Genomic DNA, 21,920 nt, shown 5'->3' on the forward strand with positions numbered 1-21,920 from the left:
CCTGTTTCCAGCCCTGTTGATGGAGGGCAGCACATCGTCGGCGCAGGACTTCATATTCAGTCTGTTTGTAGTTTGTCATCGTGACCACAAGATACAGGTATTACGTACCTATTCACGTATCAATAATTATAATAACTGGCTTGTAGGCCAGATTTTGAATATATAGTCGACATTATCAGTTTTTTACTCCATAATGACATTGAGCGACGTTTGGCTGAAGTCCAGTATTGATTAGGCCAAACATACTGGGGTAGAACAAAAATACAGTCTCCTCAAAAGCCATTACTTAATACGCGTTTGCTACGTTCAAGCTACCCCGGCTTTTGACATCCCGTTTTATGTAATCAAGCTCCAATGAAAGTGCTTGAAAAGCAAGCTATCACTATGAAGGTATCATGCGACGAAGTGCAATCAAGGATGGTCATATACTAACGTCCGACTATGACTGGGGGTCTTATTGTGGGTTGTAACACGTACTTATAAGATTGCAACGAATTGATAGTAGTAGTACGGAGTTCCTATTTACAGCTTATATCGGCTTATTCGGGCATCTAGCTCCTTCCAGTCTTGGAGGTGCCGGGAAAGCTCAGCCCAGAACGCCTTGGAGTGGCTTTTCTCTTTGATATGGCACAGCTCGTGCACAATTACGTAGTCGATGAGGGTGTAGGGGAGTTTAACGACTTCGGGGTTGAGGATTATGACGTCACCATCTGTACAACTTCCCCACCGTTTGGCCATCTGACGAAACTTGAGGTCCTGATTGGACAGCCCCGTTTTTGCTGCCCACTGCTTGACGCGAGCCGTAAGCTTTTCATGGGCCTTTACTCGAAAGAACGCATCTAACGCTTCCCGTATTGCGGCCTGTTTATCGGCCTCGGAATTAACCTGAATGCGAAAACGGGAGTGGTTGAAATCAACCTGCGCCTTAGTCAACGTAGGGTCAACTACAACTTCGGTGTAATAATGTTTGCCGAGATAGGCTATACGAGAGCCGGTTACTATAACTTCTGAGTCTTTGGCTCGTACAAGCTCCATCTTATCCAGAATCCAACGGGCTTTCTTTAATACCAAGATGTCAGCTTGAGCCGATGACAATCGGGGGCCTTTTAGCACAACGCCCTCATCTCGCGACACACTAATATAGTGGGCCTTGCTTTCTGGGCAGTCCTGCAATATATAGCAGATAGTCCGTTCGCCGTAAGATACGTTAGGCATTCTTATCTTTTTTGAGCAACTCTATTAATTCTTTCGCCTTCTTCTGACGGTCGCTAAATACGGGTATCTTATCCTTTAACAAACGACCGATTTTTTGCTCCATTGCGTAACGCACGTCGGGTTTCCCTTCCCAGCCAACAACGCCTAACTCCCAATCAATACCGGCGAACAACTGTTTGGTCGTCTCGGCCGCGTGTTCATTGAAGAGGGTAGTTAGGGCATTGAACACATCAATTTGCTGGCGGGAAGTGAAACCCTGCGCTTGTCCTGCCCTCTGTTCGTTGATCAGATCGTCCTGAAGCTGGGTAAATCCAATCAGGAGTTGTACCTGGTCAATACGCCCCGCTTCATGCTCTTTCAACAGGTTATCTAAACGCTGCGCTAAGGGTTTGAAGAAGTCAGGATTGCGATCCATGCCAACACGAATCGTGTACTTGAGTTGGTTGCGCATCTTCAACTCCTTCGTAGCCGGGGACGCATTGAGAATGTCGGCTTTGAATTTTTCGCGATCAATAATCGATACGGGTTCAGCTAGCAGATTTTGGACGCCCTCTGCAACCAAGTGGTCATTGATCAATTGCTGAAGCATCCGACTTTCGTTGGTGCTAACTTTCAACTCCTCGTCATCTGGGTAGGCATTTCGGGCTTTCAGTTTAATCTCATTGAACAACTTGAAGTCAGACCGGTATTTCATAGCGGCCTGATTGGGCAGGACTATGTGTATCGACTTGTTAAAGGCCTTCAATAACTCCTTAAACTGATCACGTAGATGAATGGGCTCGATGTATCGAATGAAGGTGTCGATGAACGCGTCACGTTGGTAGTGACGGTCTAGTTTAATGGGCTTAGCAAAACTCAACAGCTTGCCATGGTTTAGCTCTAGCTTGGGTATTTCGTCGTTAAGGTTTCGAAGAATATCATCTGGACGTACGTCGCCAGAGAATATTTCCAATGCCTTGATGAGGTCGCTTGTAATGCCGCAATAATCGACAATAAAGCCTGCGGCTTTGCTTCTATACGTCCGGTTAACACGGGCGATAGCCTGAAGCAGATTGTGTTCTTTCAGGGGCTTATCCAGATAGAGCCCCCCTGCAATAGGCGCGTCATAACCGGTCAGGAGCATGTCCGACACGATCAGAATAGCCGTATTGTCGTACTTTCTCTTTTTACCTGAACTGTCCAGCTCGTTTTCATTCCCGAAGGGCAACTTAAAGTTGTCGGTAACGGCTTTTACCTTTTCGGGTGGCGTTATCAGGATTGGCCGTGAGTCATTCGGGTTTTCCTTATTCCAGGCTACCCGCTCCAGGTGGTCTGCCATGATGGGGTCGGATTTGGCCGATCCAAGACTGACTACGACTCTGGTTTTAAAATTGTGAAACCCCTCTCGCTGCAAATTCAGAATGGTTTGCTGATAAGCCAAAGCCGCCTGTCGGCCTGTACAGACTAGAATGGCCTTGTGGCCGTCGGGGTAAATTTTATCGCCGTAGTGGGTTAGTAAGTGCTTACTGATATCCCGGATTCGACCTGCCGAAAACTGGTATTTTCGCAAGGCGGCATCTTTCAGCTTGCTTTTCTTCTCTTCGGGCTCGTTTGCAAACTTGGCCTCAAACGCTGCATCTAGCTCGGCTTTCTTTACGTCTAAACGAGCGATTCCGGCATCGTAGAGAAGTTCGACAGTGGCCCCATCGGTCACCGACTCTTTTATGGTATAAACGTCAAGGTAGTCCTCGCCGTAGAACTCGGCCAGGGTAGACTTGTCTTCTTTTGAGATGGGTGTACCGGTAAAGGCGATGAACTTGGCGTTGGGTAACACACAGCGCATAAACGCAGCCAGGAACCCATAGTGGCTGCGGTGGGCTTCGTCGACCAGCACGTAAAGATTCTCCTTAATTGAAAGAACCTCCAGCGGAATTTCTTCCCGGCTCACCTCGGTCCATTTTCCGTCACGAAGGGCTTTGTGTACCTGCACTAACAGATTGTCGACGATGTGGCGGTCAGTGCGAGTAAAGCCGTCATCATCGGGCTTGTCATCCCCGGTTGCGTTCTTGTCGGTCTGCTGAAACTTTTGTAGTGTGGTGGTAATAATTCCGCCGTAGTCGTTACGCAGCAGCTTATCCAGATGAGCAACTGAGGAGGCCTGTTGTACGCCTTTGAAGCCAATATTCTGGAAGGTACTGGTAATCTGTTGGTCGAGATCGTTACGGTCGGTTAATACAAGTATAGTAGGGTTATCGAACCCGTATTCTGGTGCGCGGAGCTTGCGGATGAGGTACGCCATCGTGAGCGACTTACCGCTGCCCTGCGTGTGCCAAACCACTCCACCCTGCTTTTTCTGTTGCAGCTTGGTAACAGTGCGGTTTACAGCCCGTACTTGCTGATAACGCGGCAATTTCTTAATGGTCCGACCTTCGTCCAGTTCAAACAAAACGAAATGACGAATGATATCTAATAGCCGATCAGGCCGAAACAGGTTGTAAATCAAAATATCCTGCTCCGTAGGAGTTCGGCCATCAAGCAGGGCGTTGAGATCAGGGTCGTTATCGGCTCGGAAATGCGAGTAAAACGCCTGTGGCGTATTAATAGCCCCGTACCGGCCGCCTACCTGCCAGATACCCGCGCAGATTTGGTTATAGTGAAATAACCGCTCGTTGTTGCGCTGGTAAGCGTCCAGATCGTTCCAGGCGCTATCCCAGGCTCCCGACGCGCTTCCGGCTTTGCATTCGATAATACCCAACGGTAGGCCGTTGACGTATATGACTAAATCGGGAATGGCAGTGAAGGTACGCCCCCGGAACCGCATCTGGTTGACTACCAGAAAATCGTTGGTTTCGGGTTTATCGTAATTGATGTAGCGAACGGGCACGAAGGTTTCGCGGCCGTTGAGGTTCTGCTTTAAGGTGAACTCATTTCCCCGCAGTAAGTCCCAAACACGTTGGTTGGCCTCCATAAGCGACGTAGCCACGACCTGCGTAATGCGCTCGTAAGCCCGTTGCTGGTTGTTAGCATCCAGGTCAGGGTTAAGCTGCTTAATGGCTTCCCTCAACCGGCCAGCCAGCACGACCTCTCCGGCATCGGGCCGCTCGGCTGACGGAGTGACACCAGTCAGACACTGATAGCCAAGTCGCTGCAAGAGAAGCAGAGCGGGCTGCTCCGACTGAATAAACTCAGGCCCCTGACTCATACTGCTACAACATCCTGGGCCACTGGCACCCTCAGTTTACCGGTAAGAAGCTGTTGCATTAGGCCACGCTTGAGAGTTTGATAGTGTTCCTTCTTGTCTTGTAACACCTGAAGTTTCTCGTCTACCGTTGTCAACAACTCAGCGATTTGGCGCTGCTCGGCAATAGGAGGAATTGAAGCCAAAGTCTTAACCCAATCACGTACTTTGAACAGCATCTTTTCAATGTGTACACCATCACTTGATAAGAGAAAAGACTTTTGAATATCAGGCCGTTGTACGTAGTAGTTAAAGAAAGACAAATCTAGATATGGCAATGCATTAAATACGCTGTATTCATTTGAAACAATGGCCCCATCTAATTCAGCCGGTACTAATCCACATGCACAATGAACGATTTGCCGTTTGGAGATTAAGAAGTCATTTTCACGGACTATAAATTGACTTTTCACCTTTACATCTTTACCTAGGTATTGCCCTCTTGGAGCAATTCCTCCATAGCGCCTTCTAACGGTCACAAGCTCATAAGACGTATCATCATTCATCTTAATTGGGCGTTCGACCAATCGTAGAACTTCTCCTAATTGAAGCACCTTCCACTCTTTCGGAATCTCGCCCAGCGGTGAATCTTTGAAATCCGTATGACCAATGCCTTTGGTGAGTAGGCGTTGCATCAGGCCGGTTTTGAGTTCGGTGGTTTTGGCTAGCTGCTCGTCAATTACGCAAATCTTCTCATCCACCGTCGACAAAATTTCGGCTATTTTCTGCTGCTCAGCGAGAGGAGGAAGGCCAACTAAGATTTGATATAAATTCGTGCGACTTAAACTTGGGACGCCAGTAGCCTCATTATATTTTTTTAAAGGTGTTGAAGTCACCACATAGTAGAACCATTTTGGGTCTACAAATTCAGGGATCTTTGTATAGAATAAAGTATCAACCGTCCAAAAAGGCTCTTCTACAAAAAAAGGTTTATCAATTGTACCTTTCCTTCCAATTAATACTGATGGTTGGTTATATAAAAAGCGATTCGCATTGCCCATGGGACCACCAGTTCCGAAAATTTTGTACAGGCCATCTTTGTCCTCCACCCCTCTCTGTTCCTTTCCGTAACAGATCTCACAAATGTCCACCCACTTTTTTATCTCCCACTCCTCGGGAATTTCTCCAATCGCTGTCTGCTTCATTCCGTTGTTCATAATCCAATCTCCTCCAGCAGACTTTCCAGTTTAGCGTCAATCTCAGCTTCTTTAGCTTCCAATTCACGTAAGGCCGCATGAACGGCGGCCAGTTCAATCACCTCGGCGGCTTCGCTGCGGTCAACATAGCGCGAGATATTGAGGTTGTAGTCGTTGGCTTTAATATCGGCTAGGTCAACCACCTTCATAAACTTGTTAATGTCCTGTCCTGCGTCGTAGGCGGCTATAATGCGCTCCACGTGTCGGTCTTCCAGTTCATTCTGGTTCTTGCCTTCCTTGAACTCCTGGCTGGCGTCGATGATACGTACTGGCTTACGTGGTTCGCCCGGTTTGGGTTTAGCCAGCACCCAGATAGCCGCCGGAATACCTGTATTGTAGAACAGCGCCGAGGGCAGGCCCACAATTCCTTCCACAAGTCCAGCTTCCAGCAGTTTCTCACGAATACTCCCTTCTGCTCCCCCTCGAAACAACGTACCGTGAGGCAGCACCACGCCCATGCGGCCATTTTGCCGAAGTACGGCCAGCATGTGCTGTAAAAACCCCATGTCGGCATACCCTCGTGGCGGAATACCATAATGTAGCCGCCCAAACTTGTCCGTCACAGCAGTAGCATAGTTGGGCGTTACTTCTTTCTCCTTACCGTCTTTACCCAGTTTTTTGGGCAGGTTCACTTCTGCAGGCGTCCACCAGCGGTCCTGTGAAAATGGCGGATTGGCGATTACTCGATCAAAGAGTCGCAACTCGGTATCCGAGTTCTTATGCTGAGGGTTCACCAGCGTATCGCCTTTTTGGAGATCGGCACTGTCGAAGTTGTGCAACAGCATGTTCAACTTGGCGATGGCCTAGGTACCGATGTTTTTCTCCTGCCCAAACAGCGAAACGTTGACGATGTTACCGGCCCTGCCACCTGGCTGTTCAGCCACGTATCGCGCCGATTCGATAAGCATACCGCCCGATCCGCAGGTCGGGTCATAGATTTCGTTGCCTGGCTGAGGCTTTATTAAACCAACAATCAGTTTCACTACGCCACGAGGAGTATAAAACTCGCCCCCTTTCTTTCCCGCGTCGTCGGCAAACTGTTTGATCAGGTATTCATAAGCGTCTCCCAGAAGGTCTGGCGTATATAGGTCAGCGTTACGTAATGAATGCTGATTAAAGTGCCGGAGTAGTCGTTGTAACGTTTCATCGGATAGTTTTTCTTTATCCCCGAATTTAGTGGCCGTCATAACGCCTTCTAACTGTCGGTTGGCTTCTTCTATGGCAGCAAACGCCTGATCGAGCGCCACCCCAATGTTCTCGGTCGCCTTTTTCAACTCACTCCAACGCGCTTGTAGCGGCATCTTGAAATAAGTGGCTTCCTCAGCCTCTTCACGCGTATATCCTTCGCATTCCATCAGGTTCTCTACCTTCTCGTCAAACACGTCGTTGGCGCGTTTGAGGAAGAGCAACCCGAAGATGTAATTTTTAAAGTCGGAGCTGTCGATGCTGCCCCGCAATATATTGGCCGAATCCCAGAGCCAGGATTCGAGAGTCTGTAAATCTAATTTGGGCATAGTAGAAGAGGAAGGCGGTTTTGCCAAGTTTCTAATGAATCGACAAAAACCATCCTGCATTTGATCTATCAAACGGTGAATATAGCGGAAAGGCCGTTTAGATAGGTAGGAACTTTCAAAACTGTTCAGCCTACCAGACTCTTAAAAATAAGCATTCTTTTTCCAGCATGAGCTGATAGAAGGGGGGGCAGTATAAAATCGGGCCAGTCCCTTGGGAGCTTCAAACCGGTAATCCCTGCTATCGCTCATGTGCCTTTTATGACAAGCTACCTACCGGCTGCTGGTCCGTATTCGGGCAGCAAGTTGAGGTTTATTAATCAGTCAGACACCAGTGCTCTTATCGGGTAAGAAACGCTGAGGTAGTCACGCTAAGGCCCTTATTTCGCTTTTCCTTATTGCCTCAAAAATGGCCTCTGCAACTGCCCCAAGGTCCTTTTTTTACTCGTTTATTGGTCATTTAGCCTTGAAATTGCCAATACTCTGATAGTTAATCTATTAACGCATTACATATACGCGCCAATGGGGCTAGTAACGTCATATAACACGCATCTTTCTCTGCGAATTGATAAAATATGACTCTATAACCTCCTTTTCGGCCAGTTTCGGTAACTTAGCAAAATCAGCCCTAAAAGGGTTTACAAATTGGGTTAGGAAGCTATCGACCGACAGTTTCCGAGCCGCCCATAAACCACTTTTCTTGTCGGTTTATATATTTGCTACCGAAATAGAATTGGCGGCATTAATGGGGGTTAACATCCGGCAACGGCTTGCCCCTTCTCCTTCGTGGAGCGTCTTGCTGCCAGTTCTATTTTACCTTCAATAAGCCGAGTAATCGACAACTGTCTGGTAATGGCAGTAGGTCGATTAGCAGAGTTACGCAACTGGTCTAACGTCTTATCTCTATAGCTTAGTGCAACCAGTGACTTAGCCGATAACATCTTCTTGAGCAGATCAGGCGAATAGTGTATTCCCACCGGCGAGTTAAGCCCCTTTTCCAAGCGCCGGAGTTCATTAACAGTCCATCTACTTGATCCGTCAAGTTGCCGTTTGCCTGGCGCGTTTTGGATTGTCGGAAATCTACCAAAGTATAAAGGGTAGATTTCCGACAAATTCGGTAAACGGAGACGGTTAGGTAGTCGGTCTATGAGCGGATAGTTGCTGAGGTACTGCCAACGCTCCAGGCAGATGTCGAGTAACGTTCTGTATAGGCTGGTATGAATCAGTCCGTCGTAGTGCTCGAGTTGATGGTGTAGTCGTCGTTGTAGTTCGGCAGGTGGTTCCTCTACCCAGTAACGTTGGACAATCTGGTTATAATTTTGCTTCTCCCGGCTCCTCTGTTTCTCGACACGCTTGAACTCAGTTGGGCTGGCGTACTGTTGACGGCGTACCTGCCAGTAATTATACAACTGCCCCTGCAGGTACAACTCCCGTTCAGCAACCGTCAGGCTGTCCAGGTTGAACTCAGGACACTTCCAAGCGATCTTATTAAAAGCTGCTAATAGTTTAGTCGCCAACGACGCCGTATAATCAGGTAGTACCAGATCGGCGAAGGTTTGTGGCCGCTTACTACCTAAGAACTGCATTTTGTCGATCTTCACCTCAACTCGCAGTGTGCCTGTTATGGGTGAGTATAATTTGAGTCTGTGCTGGCCAGCGTCAACCTCAGCGTAAGGTAATTGTTGTCCGTCCCGGCTTATTTGTTTGAAGTTAGGCCGACAGTTGAGGTAAGACACCATGCAAGAGCGAACTTGTTCAGGATTAACCGCCGGTATCGTCGCTGATAGTTCAAGACCATTTAAAGGCGTTTTAAAGGCATCAAGACGCAGATAAGTAATGAAATCATCCAGGGCATACAACACCTCAAAAGGGTCTTTAGCATCGTGATTGTGAACCCCCTGGTTAGCGACCTTGATAAGCGACCCACGCACGCGAAACCAGTATCGCTCTGTATTGGGCTGGCCGTTGTAACTACCTCGCGGTTTACCATATAAGTGCAATCCTTTGTAAGTAATGGGGATCAGCGGTTGATCGTAACGTAACTCTCCGTCCGTTGGCGAGAAGGGCATTTTGATATTCAGCCGTTGGATGAGGTATCTATCGCATACGGCGGCCCGATCGGTTTCAATTCCGTCCAGCATAAGCCTACCGTTAAACTGCTTTGTTTAAATACTCAGCTAGTTCGGCTTTGAAGAAGTAGAGCCGCCCGTGACGTTTTCGATGGGGTATTTTGGTAATGTTCTGGTAGATGGTCTGACGGGAAATATTCAGGAAGTCTGCGGCCTGCTGAACAGTAAGGGGCGCTTCGTCGTCAGTGGTTGGTTGGGAGGTAGTTGTGCTACGAAGAAGTTGTAGCGTTTGGGCCTGAAGTGCCTCAATTAAATCTAACCGTCGAGCAATGTCTGCAAATGGGTTTTCTATGGCCATAGCCGGAGTGCGTTTTAATAAATCCGGCATAAAGAGAATAGACAAAAAATATCCCGCTCAAGTCGCGGGATATAAACGGGATATAAAAAAGTTTTATCGATATTGAGCGAATCCTTTGCCTTTCAGGTGGTTAAGCAGGGTTGATTCTGACAACTTTTTGATGGTTCCCGATTCAATACGCCTAAAGTTGTCGTGTATCCATCGGGCTAGTTGTGTCTTGTCTGCTTCTATTTGTCTTTCTTGTTTTTGTTTGGCCTTCACCCTTTCATAAAATATTTCTCCTAATCGCACCTGCTCACAATCGCAAATAATGGGCTCGCTAGGCGATTTTCCCTCATCGATTAAACTTTTTAAGTTGATGTGTTGTGCCTCATTAACATAGGGCAGAATCTCGTTTATAAGTTTGAGACGAGCTTCTTTTTTAATTAGTATAGTCGTTGACTGCTTGTGTTTTTTGTCAACGACCGGCTTTATTCCATATCTTTCTTTCAGTTCGTCGAATTTAGGCGTCAGAAAATCGCGGGCAGTAGTTGGCCCAATAGCCAATGTGGCAAACTCTTTTAATGATAAATGCTCAACATGAGTAAGCCATTCACGAAACATTTTCTCTAGAGGTAACTGCTCATTCTTTTCAGGATGATTTCTATTCCAAACTGCCAATTCATCTGCTAGGTGTCGCTCCATATTGTTCCGATTCTGGCTTACACGCTCTTTGTGGCGATTGAAGAACTCTGTTGCCCATAATGACCATGTTAACTGTTGCTCACGCAGTGATGGCATACGGATGCTAATGGCGTTAGTGATAAGACGAGGTAAGGTGGCTCTAGGTAGAGTCGAGAGATCAGGATAGGGAAAAACCTCCTGCCAGGTATGAGCCTGCCCAAACACCGTCCATTTGTCATCTAGAACTTGTTGAGTAACCTCCTTAAATATACTTCGAAAAGAGATTGAGAGATTGTCTGGCATTGGCTTTATAAGGCATTTAAGAACACTTTTGCTTCCTCGTCGTCAAAAGAGCCCAGATAGCTTTCGGTCGTTTTTAGATTAGTATGGCCAAGTGACTTGGATATAAAAGCCAATGAGGCATTGGATTTCAGGAGTACCGTAGCGAAGGAATGGCGTGCTGCATAAGTAGTCACATCATCCTGAATACCCAGTGATTGGGCTATCTTACGCATCCATCGGTTTGTGATGAGTGTAATTTGCTTCACAACGTCTTTACGTCTTTGAGCGTCCATACCAGGCGCTAGAAAAGAAAAAACGTAGCTATTGGAGGAGCGTTCAGCAGATGCCCATCGGTTAATGATAGCGAGCGTTTCGGGTCGTAAGTGGGCTATTATCTGCGTTTGATTTTGCTTTCTGCTTCGGCTGGTTTTCTGGCGAACAAATGAAACTTTTCCGGCCTGTAGATCCACCTGGCTCCATGTAAGGTGGCAAATGTCAGTTAAGTTAATTCCATTGCAGTAGTAGGTGAATAACCACAAATCATGGCTTCGCTGCTCCATTGTGCCGGATATTGGTTGATAGAACTTAATTTTGTCAATATCCGACTTATGTAGGGCCTTTTTGGGGTTGGAGCCCGCGGGTATCACATATCCGTTTGGCCCGAATGGGTAGGCTGTACGAGACATCACTTGCGCTTCTATCGCATCATTAACAATGGCCCGTAGATGCCGCAGGTAGATACCAATAGTAGTTAGGCTAGTGCCTTTGTTTGGGTTTCTAAGGTTGCCATGCTGCTGCATCCATTGCTCGTAAGTGGTGAGGAACTCTGGTGTCAAATGCTCAAAGCGAAGCGTTGGATCGGTACGGAGTTCGGTCGTCTTGCGACGAGGAACGGGAATATTTAGGAATTCTTTCCTTTCCTCGTCGCCAAATGAGTTTACAAAACGCTGTAAAGATTTAGCCGAAAGCTCAAATAGCTCGGCATTGCCAATTCGGTCCTGCTTCTTCATAAGGGCAGCCTTGGCCATTAGTGTTGTAATGACGTCAGTTTGTTCTGTGGGCGTTTCCTGCTTACCATAGTTGGCTAACGCATCTGCAAAAGCATCGAAGGTGAACCGATTGCCTAACTGGTTTATGATATTCTGAGCACGAATCAAATGGCCTTCCTGTTGCTGACCGGATTCGTCAGTAAAGCGGCCATAAAACTGCCCCCATAGCTTACGTCTTTTTTCATCTTTTACCGTCCCAGGTAGACCGCCCTTAGTGCGTTCTAAAAACTTCCAGTCGTCGGCCGTGACCTTTTCGCCAGTTGAATACAACTTTTGCTTACGGTCGGCATATACAGACAATCGGACAAAACATAATTTATCAGTATTCCGGCGAGTATCGTAGAATAGGGTGACGGTAGCGGCTTGCATATTCTGTATGGTTGGAAATGGATCGCATATCTACTGCTTGTGCAATGCGATGTGCAATGCAAATGTATAAAAACAACGAATATAGCCGATAAATATCTATAAAAGGTACGCTATTATATTGTTGACAATCAATATTATATAACAATAAACACAGATAGTGGAACTGTATTGATAAAATGTTTTTTATGATTTGCGATCAGGATGCGTAAGGGCAACGGCAACGTCGCGGTTCCCCGACGGGACCGCTGCCGTTCGAATCCCTCCACTGGCTCAGCAAGTCAATTTCCGGTTTGGTCTACCCCGGTGGTTACTTCTTCAAAAGGTGACACCGGGGTGAATCATTTTAGGGAGTAAAGCCGGCTTCTGACTTCGTTGGTTGAAACGGCTCCCCGCGTTTATTTCTGTTTCGTTGAAGCCGGTTCTACTGGGCCAGCCACGCCAAGATAGGTTTGCTCCAGGTCGCCAAAATCCAGTACCATTTTTTGCAGAACGACGCCTGGATTTACCATCCAGAATTTCAGGGTGTGTTTTCCGGGTTTGGTAATTTTGTGGGTAGACGATTTGATAATGATATTTTCAGAAACCCACTTATTCCAGATACCTCTGTCGCTGGTCTTATCTTCTTTGTTCAAACTGATGATCTGCGGTTGTTCATCGTCTACCGAGATAGCGTATTGCAGGCCATTTTCATCCCTGAACAGGTTTAAGGTAGGCGAGAAATACGCATTGATTGTAAACTCGCCCTCGCGGTCCGTAACAATGTCGTATTGGATATGGGGCGAATTTCCGCCGGGCTTTTGCTCGCTCGCGGTTACCGGAAACGGAGTTATGGCCGATCCGGTTCTGCCATGATCCGGTAGTACGTTCCACTTGATACCGTTGGTGTTTACAACGCTGGTATACTGCTCAGCGTTAATGGAAATTCCGGGTTTGACAGTGGGCAGGGGAGTAACTTTGCCCGCTGTCGCCATGACCGAGTCGGCTGGCAGGTACTGTACGAGGGGCATTTTTTGCCGGGGAGGCTGCTGCCAGTACGTATACCCGATGTGCGCCTGACTCATCATGTGATTCCACTTGCCCTTGTTCAGCCGGTGGTATTGCTCTGTTATCAGCGAATCGTTGGTGTACAACTCGTTTACTTTATCAGCGTAGCGATTAGTTTCTTTCCATCGATTGCGATGCGCCTGCCTGTTCAGCGCTACGTAGTAATACATCGCGTTCAGGTTCGCACAGGCTTTTATCGGATGCAGAACCAGTTGGAAATACGCATCTTTATGGGCTTCGGGTAATACGTTATTTATCGCTTCGGCTTTTTTCAGCAGGTTCGTATAGTCGTTGACTACCGCTTCCCATTCGCCTGTGGCCAGACTATACGTATTGGCGTCCAGCAGTTCGGGTTTTCGTCGGGAGTTGTATTTACCGTATCTGGCGAGCAGGAAAGCAATGTCTTTGGCATAGGGTTTACCAAACTGAGCTGCCGCCCAGTTTTCTGAGTAAGCCATCAGTTCATCCGCGTCAATGTTTTCGGGGTTCCAGGCATAGTCCAGAAAAAAGGAAATCGGGAACTCCATGGGCTTGATGTCGCCTACATTCACAATCCAGATGTTCCGGACCTTATATTCCCAGGCTAAATGCATCTGCTCCCAGATTCGGGGCAGGGGGTTGGTGTTGACCCATTTGTAATTGCGGGGGCCACCGACGTAATCGAAATGATAGTAGATTCCGTAGCCTCCTTTACGCGGTTTCTCATCGAGCCTGGGCAGTTTCCGCAGATTCCCCCAGTTATCGTCGGAAAGCAGCAGCGTTACGTCATCGGGCACCCGCATTCCTTTATCGTAATAATCCTGGACTTCTTTGTACAACGCCCACAACTGCGGGGTTTCGGACGCCGGTTTGCCTGTTACATCGCTGATGATGTCGCGCTGATCGGCAACGATACGTTCCAGGAGCGTCGTGGCGGTTTCTCTCGACAGCGGAGCGTCTCCGTCCCCCCGCATACCGATGCTCACAATCTTCTCATTCGTCGCTCTCCGGATGCCGTCCCGCCAGAATTGCTGCAACTTCTCTTTGTTGGTTTCGTAGTTCCACTGACCCCCGCCAACCCGTCTCCATTCGTCATGCGCCCGCATGAGGGGCTCGTGGTGTGAGGTGCCAATGACAATGCCGTACGTATCGGCTGCTTTTAGGTTCAGGGAATCGTCGGCATAAAACGCGTTGCCCCACATAGCTGGCCATACGTAGTTGCCTTTGAGCCGAAGTACCAGCTCAAAAAACTTCTCGTAGAATGCATGGTTGAACCCACCGAATTTTTCTTTGGTCCAGCTGGAAAGGGCGGGGGCTTCATCGTTGATAAACAAGCCGCGGTATTTTACTTTTGGCGCATCCGTGATGGTGACGCCACTCTTGATGTACAACTCCGCTTTCTTCAGAACGGGTACGTCGGCCCACCAGTACCAGGGCGAAACGCCAATCTGTTTCGACAGTTCGAAAACGCCATAAGCCGCTCCCCGCCGGTCGTTTCCGGCGATGACCAGTGCATTCGCTACGCCTTTTATTGGGTTACTGACCGCTTGAATTAACGAAGCTTCCCATTGTCCACGAATGATAGTCGGGTCGATTTTTTTCTGGGAAGTCAGCTGTTTGAGAAAGGAAGACTGCGGGAGTGTACCGATCCCAATCACATTTTTCCGGATTTGATCGATTGCCGAAACGATGGGTATCTTTTTGCCAGTTACCTGTTCAATATCGTGCTGGAGGAGCGCTGCCGCTGTTTTTACGAGTTCCGGTTCGCTGCTATCTACATAAATTACCGCGCTAGTAATGGCAAACGAGGACTTATCCGCAAGAATGCTCTGCGCCCAGCCCGATGTAAAAGAAGTGAGTACAACTAACGTAGCAATCAGCGTTACGTTCATGTTTCGTTTAAATTGGTTCTGGTTGGCTTTTCCGCGTATGCTGGCTCCTCACCGTAACGACCGACTCCCCGGCACCCTCCCGATGAAGAGGGGACCGGGGAGTCGGTCGTAAGAATTGCTTATTTATACGCGTCAATCGGTTTAATCGTACCGTCAGGGTTATACGTCAGCTCGGTTACCTTCACGTTACGTAGATGCGTTTTTCCGGAGAGTTCTACGTCGTGATAGAACAGATACCACTTGTTTCCCACCTGTACAATGGAATGGTGATTGGTCCAGCCAAGCACGGGTTTCAGCAATACTCCCTGGTAAGTAAAAGGGCCGTATGGATTATCGCCAATGGCGTAGCAAAGGTTGTGTGTATCGCCGGTCGAATACGAGAAATAGTATTTGCCTTTGTATTTATGGAGCCAGGCGGCTTCAAAAAACCGTTTGTCGTTATCCTTTTCCAGAAATGGTTTGCCATTCTTATCCAGAAGTTTCACCTCCCGGACCGGCTCGGCGAACGATTTCATATCGGCGTTCAGCCGGGCAATGCGGGGCAGATAGGATACTTCATTTTTCTGCTTCAGTGCGCCTTTCGGATTGTATTTGTTACCATCCCACCGTTGTAGCTGACCACCCCAGATGCCCCCGAAGTAGAGATACGCTTTGCCATCGGTATCCTGAAACACGGTGGGGTCGATGCTGTAGCTCCCTGCAATGGGTTTCGGTTCAGCTTTGAAGGGCCCCGTCGGGCTTTTGCTGGTCGCTACGCCGATGCGGAAAATATCCTGCTTGTCTTTCACCGGGAAATAGAGGTAATACGTACCGTTTTTGAACGTAGCATCAGGAGCCCAGAGCTGGCGTCCTGCCCAGGGGATATCTTTGATGTCGAGCGCTACGCCATTATCTTTCACGGGGCCGCCGATCTTGTCCATCGACAGAACGTGGTAATCGCGCATGGCAAAATGGCCGCCTTCATCATCCTCTTTGACATCCTTGGCATCAATATCGTGCGATGGGTAGATGTAAATTTTGCCGTTAAAGACGTGGGCAGATGGGTCGGCCGTGTAAATATGCGATACCAGCGGCTTATCTTTTGGAGTTCGGTTGCCGTTGGTTTGTGCAAATGCGGGTAAGGAGCAACCGATCAGGGCTGCCAGCGCAAGGGTTTTGTAGCTTCGTTGCATTAGGTTTTAATTTACAGGCGGTTAAAAATAGCCGGGCGTATTGGCAAATGTAGGCGTCAACGCTCGGTAAAAATAGTCGCTGAAGGCTTACTTCTTTAGGGCAATTACTTTATAAAAAGCCGGTTTGGGCTGATTAGTTCGGTCGAACAACAGCGGATAGCTGGTTCTGCCCCGAATGGGCCAGTTATTCAGCCAGCTGTCGCCGTCGTTCACACCCCAGAACGTAACGCGGGTCACCTTGTCCTTATGCTTCAGGAGCAGTTTGAAAAGTGCTTCGTAATCAGCGGCTAACTGCTGATGAACCGAGTCGGGCAGGCCGTTGGCGTACGGATTTGATTCGGCATTGGCCGTCATCCGCTGGCTTACCTCGGCCCCCTGGAAGTTGCGGGGCAGCACTTCAATGTCGAGTTCCGTAAACATGACTTTCAGGCCCAGAGCCGCGTATTGAAGGATACTTTCCTCGATGTCTTTCAGTGGAACTTTGCCTACGTGCCAGTGTCCCTGAATGCCGACGCCGTCGATACGTACACCCGCATCTTTAACCTTTTTCACCAGGGCAAGGCAGCCAGCGCGCTTGGCAGGCTGCTCGTTGTTGTAATCGTTGTAATACAGCTCAGCGTTAGGATCTGCCTGCTGCGCCAGCCGAAACGCTTCCGTGACAAAATCGTCGCCGAGGTGTTGCAGGAAAACTGATTTGCGCATCGTACCATCTTCGTTGAGCGCTTCGTTGACGACATCCCACGAGAACACCTTGCCCTTATAGCGTCCGGCAACGGTTTTGATGTGCTCGGTGAAGAACGTGCGGATGGAATCGGAACTCTTGATCCCACGAATGAATGGTGGCAGCTGACTGTGCCAGACTAAGGTATGCCCGTTGATTTTGATGTTGTGCTTTTTCCCAAATTCCACCAGTTTGTCGGCCAACTCGAAGTTATACGTATCCCATTTCGGATGGATAGGCCCCGACTTCATGACATTTTCAGGCGTGGCCATGTTAAACTGGCGCACGATGAATTCAGTCATCTGCGGGTCTTTCTCTTCAATCTGAGCCGTATTCAGCGACGTACCAATGCCAAAGTCTTTCCGGAACGCATCTTTCAGCGAGGGAATTTTTTGGGCGAGGGTCGCATGAGGTATTACCGAAAGGCTAGCCAGCAGAAGAGCAGTTGCACTTTTGGCGAGGTTGTATTTTTGCAAGAGCATACGTAGTGTGCTGATTGATTTATCAATGCGTTGCTATATCTTATTTGTCATCCCTCATTCTTTGGGGTGGGGCCAAAAACGAAAGATGGCGTCTCTGCCATTTATTTAAACAGCACCTGGCTGAACATCATCAGATCGTGCCGCCAGACGGGCCAGGTGTGCCCACCGGCATATTCGCTGTAGGTATACTTGACACCCATCTCGTCGAATTTTTTCATCATCACCTGACAGTTCTGGTAAGCGATGTCTTCTTTGCCACCCATCGAAATCCAGAAATTTTTCAGGTTGCCATTGATTGTTGACGCGTTATCTTTCATAAAGGCATACTGCGGATCGGTGAGTTTGGGGTTGTTGGCAAACCAGCCCGAACTGAACACGCCCAGTGAGGAGAACATATTCGTGTTCTTAATACCCGCGTAGAGCGTCTGCAAACCACCCATCGAAAGGCCTGCCAACGCCCGGTTCTTGGCGTCGGTTTCCACCCGGAAATTGCTTTCCACGAAGGGAATGGCCCCCTGTTTGAGTTCATTTTCAAACGCCTTCAGTACGTTCTCGTTGAATCCGGCCAGACCACCGGGCATATTCATGTTGCCGTCGAGCATCACAATTACCATCGGCTTGGCCTTTTTGTCGGCAATCAGGTTGTCCAGAATCAGGTCGGTACGGCCCTGGGTGGACCAGCCGCGCTGGTCTTCGCCCCCGCCGTGCAGCAGGTACAGCACCGGGTATTTTTCGGTCGATTTGTCGTAACCCGGTGGTGTGTAGACGTACATCTCCCGCCAGTTATTCGAGGCTTTCGACAGGTACCGTTTGATACGGATGTCGCCGTGGGGTACGTCGCGCAGGGCGTAGAAACCACTTTCCCGATCCGGAATTTCGATACCGCTGGCCATCCGACCCATGCCGTAGAAGGTTTCACTGGCGGGGTCGACAAGGGCTACATCGTCGATGAGCAGCGAGTAATAGTGAAAACCGCGGCTGATGGAATCGGTCGTGACACTCCAGAAACCGGCCGTATCTTTCACCATATCATACTTCTTGCCGAGGTCGATCTGTACCTTCTGGGCCTGCGGAGCTTTCACCCGAAACACGACCCGGTTGTCGGGCAGAATCTGCGGGTACTTCGCGTTACGTATATTCGTGGCCGCTGGTGTTCCCAGAACCGTGTATCTGGTCAGCGATGCGTTGTCAACCGGTTTGAAGAGGAACTGCGAGAACATATACAGCCCGTTTTTCCAGACCTTGAAATCGTGGCCGCCCGGTTCAACGTAATAGATGTGCGGTACGTTGTTTTCGTACAGGTAATCATGTAAGCGCTTGCTGAAGGTGATCAGGCCGTCGGCATCACCGCACGAAATCCAGAGCAGTTTCAGCTTCTTCTTTGCGTCTTCGGGGTTGGGCACCAGTTCCTGCGGGGCTTTCGTATTCGGGGCTGACGAGAATCCGCCCACCCACGCAAACCGGTCGAGATTGCCGAGTCCGAAGTTCAGCGATTGTCCGCCACCCATCGATAGTCCGGCCACGGCCCGGTGCTCACGGTCGGTCAGGGCCGAGTACTTTTTCTCAACGAACGGAATCAAATCGTTGAGCAAATCTTTTTCGAACGTAGCAAAGGCTTCCACTTTCTCCCGGTCGAAGACGTTACCCACGGCGCGATCGTCTTTCATAGCCCGGCCGTTGGGCATCACCACAATCATCGGCTCCAGCTTTTTGTCGGCGTAGAGGTTGTCCAGAATAACCTGCGGACTACCGCCTTTGAGCCATTCCTTTTCGTCGCCCCCGATGCCGTGCAGCAGGTACAGGACGGGGTATTTCTTCTTTTTGGAGTATCCCGGTGGGGTGTACACCAGCGCTTTACGTTTGGTGCCTACCGTTTTGGAATCGTACTGGACCGAATCGAGTTTACCCGTAGCGATGCCGGTACGGACCTGGTCGAAGCCTTTGGGGGCTTCTTTGTCGGCGGGTTGAGCGTAGCTGTTACTGCAGAAAATGCCGATAAGGGCTACTAGCAGAAAGAGTCGTTTCATTCGTATATAGTGTGTTTGTAAGTATCAGTTGGTTTGAGATGACAAAGACGCCGATCATTTTTTAAAGATCAGGCTGGCGTACTGCCGCAACGACCGGCGCCATGTCTGCCACTCGTGCGACGTACCGGGCGACTCATAATACACGTGTTTGATGCCTGCTTTTTCCAGGGCTTCGTGAAACCCTTTTACGCCGGTATACATGCGCTCGGGTTCTTTCGTGCCAATGCTCACATACACCACCTTCATTTTCTTGTTGAACGCATCGGCGTCCGCCCATGCTCCATTGTAGGCTTGTTTGATGTCGGCTCCCGGTTGTAAACGCCCCGCTCCGCTGAACCCTCCGATGTACGCAAATTTGTCGAGGTTGGTCATGGTTGTCTGGAAGGTCTGGAAACCACCCATCGACAAGCCCGCCATGGCCCGGTTATCCCGGTCGGTCAGTGTCCGGAACGATTTGTCAATCATCGGCACGACTTCCTTCACCAGTACCTCGGGGAACACATTGCTGTTCATACTGGCCGGGCCGCTGACGGTTGTACTGGCAGGTTTGGTGGGGTCAGTGGCGTACCCGCGTTCCATCACGACGATCATCGGTGTCGCTTTTCCCTCCGCAATCAGGTTATCGAGGATGAAATTCATCTTGCCCTGACCAGGCCAGCCGGTTTCGTCTTCGCCCGACCCGTGCTGCAGGTAGAGCACTGGGTACCGTCTTTTCGGGTTTTCGTCGTAGCCGGGTGGGGTGTACACGTTGGCCCGACGCCAGGCTTTGGTCATGTCGGAATAGTAACTGACCGAACGTACCTGACCATGCGGCACGTTTTTGGGCTGGTAATAATCCATGTCCTTGTCTGGAATGTCGATGCCGCTGGCCATCCGGCCCATACCATAGAACGTCTGACTCGACGGATCGCAAACCGGAACGCCGTCAATAAGCAGGGAGTAGTAGTGGAAGCCCTCCACGATGGGGTCCGTAGTAGCGGTCCAGAAACCGGCTGTGTCTTTCACCATGTCGTACTTCCGGCCCAGATCCATCTGTACTTTTTGCGCGTCCGGGGCCTTCACCCGAAACATGACGCGGTTGTCGGGCAGAATCTGCGGGTATTTCTGACCCGGAATGTTGGTCGATGCCGGGACGCCCGCGTCCTGGGCCTGAACGCTACCCGTCAGCAGCGCAGCCCAGGCAATCAACGTGATTCGTGTTTTCATGAAAAGGTTGGTATTGGGTTAGTTAATGGGACTGCGGAGTAATAATCTGATACTTTCCGCTCAGGTGCATGAGCCCAAACAGATACATCAGGCCATCGTAGTACGGATCAAAATAGCCATCCTCGAACGGCTCCAGTTTTGCCTTCCACAAAGCACGCACAAAATCCTGGCTGTTTTTATCCTTGTTAATAAGCGACAGCGTTGCCGAGGTAGACACCAGCCCAATCGAGTGCCGGAGCTTTTTTACCGGTCCGGCCTGCAGGATAAATTCGGGTCGGGATCCGTCGAGGTTAAACTGGTCCTCGTAGGTGTCCATGCCTTTTGAACGAAGGAAGCCCTGAAAGCGTTTGGCGTAATCTTCCTGCCAGGCTTTGTCTTTGCCGTACCAGACGTAATCCATCGCGATGTTCATCGGCACCCGCCACGAATCATACCGGAACGCCGATGGCGACCATCGGGTATCGTGGGGTTTACCGCTGAACTCGGTATAGTCGGCATTGAGGCCCGTTACCGGATGGCAGGCCCGGTGCAGAAATACCCGCGACGTATCGGCACATTCTTTATAGAACTGCTCATGGCCGTCTTTGGCATACAAGGCCCAAACCTCGTAGAACGCGGGCAGATGGTACGACGGGTCGGTCCAGTTGTACATGCCGCCTTCCGGTACAAACGTAATCTGTTTGTGCTCGGTATTGATGAGGTTATAGATATTGCCGGTTCCATCTTTTTTCCACATCGCATCCAGTATCCGCCGGGCTTCACCGTAATAATTGATGCCGGTATGGTTGCCCCATTTGTTGGCGGCAAACAACAGACTGGTGATGTAGTACAACTCACCATCCGAAGCCGACCCTTCCGCGTTTTTTTTCATGGTCTGCGGGTTAATGCTCCAGGCAAAGTAGGCTTCACGCGGGCCGCTCTGGTGTTGCAGGTACTTTTTTGACCAGCGCCAGATGCGGTCAAATACGTCTTTCTTGTCGAGCTGCACGGCGACCATCATCCCATACGACAGCCCTTCGGTTCGGGCGTCCTTGTTTTTGACGTCTGATACGTAAGCCATCGTATCACCGACCTCGAAATAAACCTTGTTCGGTCCTTCGAATACATCGCGATAGGCTTTCGCCACTTTCGCATCGATGTCGGCCTGTTTATAACCCGCTTCCCGAAACAGATTCCGGTAAACAGGCTGATTCATCTGTTTACGCTGCCCGAAAACCGTAATCTGACTGCTACAAAACACAGCAAGCATCAGCCACAAACTGATTTTGAGTCTGCCTCTGGTTTGTGTTTTGTGTACCATAGAGTTAGTTGAGTATTGCATTTGAGAGTATTAAGGGTCGCATTTTTTGTCATCCCGAAGAATGACCGGGCCGCCGGAGCGGGGATCTTCTGGTGAGGATAAAAATCCCTCCGGCTACGGAAGATCCCCGCTCCGGCGGCCCGGTCATTCTTCGGGATGACAAAGAGG

The 21,920-nt window shown here is 49.4% G+C and carries 13 protein-coding genes and 1 pseudogene; all 14 read right to left on the minus strand.

Going from position 1 to position 21,920, the window contains the following annotated elements; genetic code table 11:
* Nucleotides 1-522: 522 nt before the first annotated feature.
* Nucleotides 523-1,215 (minus strand): M48 family metallopeptidase, encoded by a 693-nt coding sequence (locus ACYVBJ_RS20415; protein ID WP_460984163.1) that lies wholly within the window; start codon nucleotides 1,213-1,215, stop codon nucleotides 523-525.
* Nucleotides 1,208-4,396, minus strand: a complete 3,189-nt coding sequence (locus tag ACYVBJ_RS20420; RefSeq protein ID WP_460984164.1) for a type I restriction endonuclease subunit R — start codon at nucleotides 4,394-4,396, stop codon at nucleotides 1,208-1,210. The genes ACYVBJ_RS20415 and ACYVBJ_RS20420 overlap by 8 nt, the downstream gene beginning before the upstream one ends.
* A complete protein-coding gene (locus ACYVBJ_RS20425; protein ID WP_460984165.1) occupies nucleotides 4,393-5,577 on the minus strand; it encodes a restriction endonuclease subunit S in 1,185 nt (394 codons plus the stop codon). Before ACYVBJ_RS20425 ends, ACYVBJ_RS20420 begins: the two co-directional genes overlap by 4 nt.
* Nucleotides 5,578-5,585: 8 nt before the next feature.
* Nucleotides 5,586-7,202: pseudogene (locus tag ACYVBJ_RS20430) on the minus strand (type I restriction-modification system subunit M).
* A 689-nt stretch (nucleotides 7,203-7,891) separates the two neighbouring features.
* The gene (locus tag ACYVBJ_RS20435) at nucleotides 7,892-9,280 is read right to left on the minus strand and encodes a hypothetical protein (protein ID WP_460984166.1); all 1,389 of its coding nucleotides are present in this window, start codon (nucleotides 9,278-9,280) and stop codon (nucleotides 7,892-7,894) included.
* 10 nt (nucleotides 9,281-9,290) lie between these two features.
* Nucleotides 9,291-9,566, minus strand: coding sequence for a helix-turn-helix domain-containing protein (locus tag ACYVBJ_RS20440; RefSeq protein WP_460984167.1), 276 nt, complete (start codon nucleotides 9,564-9,566; stop codon nucleotides 9,291-9,293).
* A 93-nt stretch (nucleotides 9,567-9,659) separates the two neighbouring features.
* A complete protein-coding gene (locus ACYVBJ_RS20445) occupies nucleotides 9,660-10,532 on the minus strand; it encodes a hypothetical protein (RefSeq protein ID WP_460984168.1) in 873 nt (290 codons plus the stop codon).
* A gap of 5 nt (nucleotides 10,533-10,537) precedes the next feature.
* The gene (locus tag ACYVBJ_RS20450; RefSeq protein ID WP_460984169.1) at nucleotides 10,538-11,929 is read right to left on the minus strand and encodes a tyrosine-type recombinase/integrase; all 1,392 of its coding nucleotides are present in this window, start codon (nucleotides 11,927-11,929) and stop codon (nucleotides 10,538-10,540) included.
* A 395-nt stretch (nucleotides 11,930-12,324) separates the two neighbouring features.
* Nucleotides 12,325-14,844, minus strand: coding sequence for a glycosyl hydrolase 115 family protein (locus ACYVBJ_RS20455; protein WP_460984170.1), 2,520 nt, complete (start codon nucleotides 14,842-14,844; stop codon nucleotides 12,325-12,327).
* Between the two features lie 119 nt (nucleotides 14,845-14,963).
* Nucleotides 14,964-16,016 (minus strand): glycoside hydrolase family 43 protein, encoded by a 1,053-nt coding sequence (locus ACYVBJ_RS20460; protein ID WP_460984171.1) that lies wholly within the window; start codon nucleotides 16,014-16,016, stop codon nucleotides 14,964-14,966.
* 87 nt (nucleotides 16,017-16,103) lie between these two features.
* Complete coding sequence (locus ACYVBJ_RS20465) at nucleotides 16,104-17,219, minus strand: endo-1,4-beta-xylanase (RefSeq protein ID WP_460984172.1); 1,116 nt, start codon at nucleotides 17,217-17,219, stop codon at nucleotides 16,104-16,106.
* A 101-nt stretch (nucleotides 17,220-17,320) separates the two neighbouring features.
* The gene (locus tag ACYVBJ_RS20470; protein WP_460984173.1) at nucleotides 17,321-19,246 is read right to left on the minus strand and encodes an alpha/beta hydrolase-fold protein; all 1,926 of its coding nucleotides are present in this window, start codon (nucleotides 19,244-19,246) and stop codon (nucleotides 17,321-17,323) included.
* A 54-nt stretch (nucleotides 19,247-19,300) separates the two neighbouring features.
* Entirely contained in the window at nucleotides 19,301-20,452 is a 1,152-nt protein-coding gene (locus ACYVBJ_RS20475) for an alpha/beta hydrolase-fold protein (protein WP_460984174.1), read from the minus strand.
* 22 nt (nucleotides 20,453-20,474) lie between these two features.
* The gene (locus ACYVBJ_RS20480; RefSeq protein ID WP_460984175.1) at nucleotides 20,475-21,752 is read right to left on the minus strand and encodes a glycosyl hydrolase family 8; all 1,278 of its coding nucleotides are present in this window, start codon (nucleotides 21,750-21,752) and stop codon (nucleotides 20,475-20,477) included.
* Between the last annotated feature and the right edge of the window lie 168 nt (nucleotides 21,753-21,920).

The organism is Spirosoma fluminis (assembly GCF_054778895.1).

Coding starts and splice junctions, on each gene's coding strand:
- ACYVBJ_RS20415 (WP_460984163.1), bottom strand. CDS start 1,215: ATGCCTAACGTATCTTACGGCGAACGGACTATCTGCTATATATTGCAG.
- ACYVBJ_RS20420 (WP_460984164.1), bottom strand. CDS start 4,396: ATGAGTCAGGGGCCTGAGTTTATTCAGTCGGAGCAGCCCGCTCTGCTT.
- ACYVBJ_RS20425 (WP_460984165.1), bottom strand. CDS start 5,577: ATGAAGCAGACAGCGATTGGAGAAATTCCCGAGGAGTGGGAGATAAAA.
- ACYVBJ_RS20435 (WP_460984166.1), bottom strand. CDS start 9,280: ATGCTGGACGGAATTGAAACCGATCGGGCCGCCGTATGCGATAGATAC.
- ACYVBJ_RS20440 (WP_460984167.1), bottom strand. CDS start 9,566: ATGGCCATAGAAAACCCATTTGCAGACATTGCTCGACGGTTAGATTTA.
- ACYVBJ_RS20445 (WP_460984168.1), bottom strand. CDS start 10,532: ATGCCAGACAATCTCTCAATCTCTTTTCGAAGTATATTTAAGGAGGTT.
- ACYVBJ_RS20450 (WP_460984169.1), bottom strand. CDS start 11,929: ATGCAAGCCGCTACCGTCACCCTATTCTACGATACTCGCCGGAATACT.
- ACYVBJ_RS20455 (WP_460984170.1), bottom strand. CDS start 14,844: ATGAACGTAACGCTGATTGCTACGTTAGTTGTACTCACTTCTTTTACA.
- ACYVBJ_RS20460 (WP_460984171.1), bottom strand. CDS start 16,016: ATGCAACGAAGCTACAAAACCCTTGCGCTGGCAGCCCTGATCGGTTGC.
- ACYVBJ_RS20465 (WP_460984172.1), bottom strand. CDS start 17,219: ATGCTCTTGCAAAAATACAACCTCGCCAAAAGTGCAACTGCTCTTCTG.
- ACYVBJ_RS20470 (WP_460984173.1), bottom strand. CDS start 19,246: ATGAAACGACTCTTTCTGCTAGTAGCCCTTATCGGCATTTTCTGCAGT.
- ACYVBJ_RS20475 (WP_460984174.1), bottom strand. CDS start 20,452: ATGAAAACACGAATCACGTTGATTGCCTGGGCTGCGCTGCTGACGGGT.
- ACYVBJ_RS20480 (WP_460984175.1), bottom strand. CDS start 21,752: ATGGTACACAAAACACAAACCAGAGGCAGACTCAAAATCAGTTTGTGG.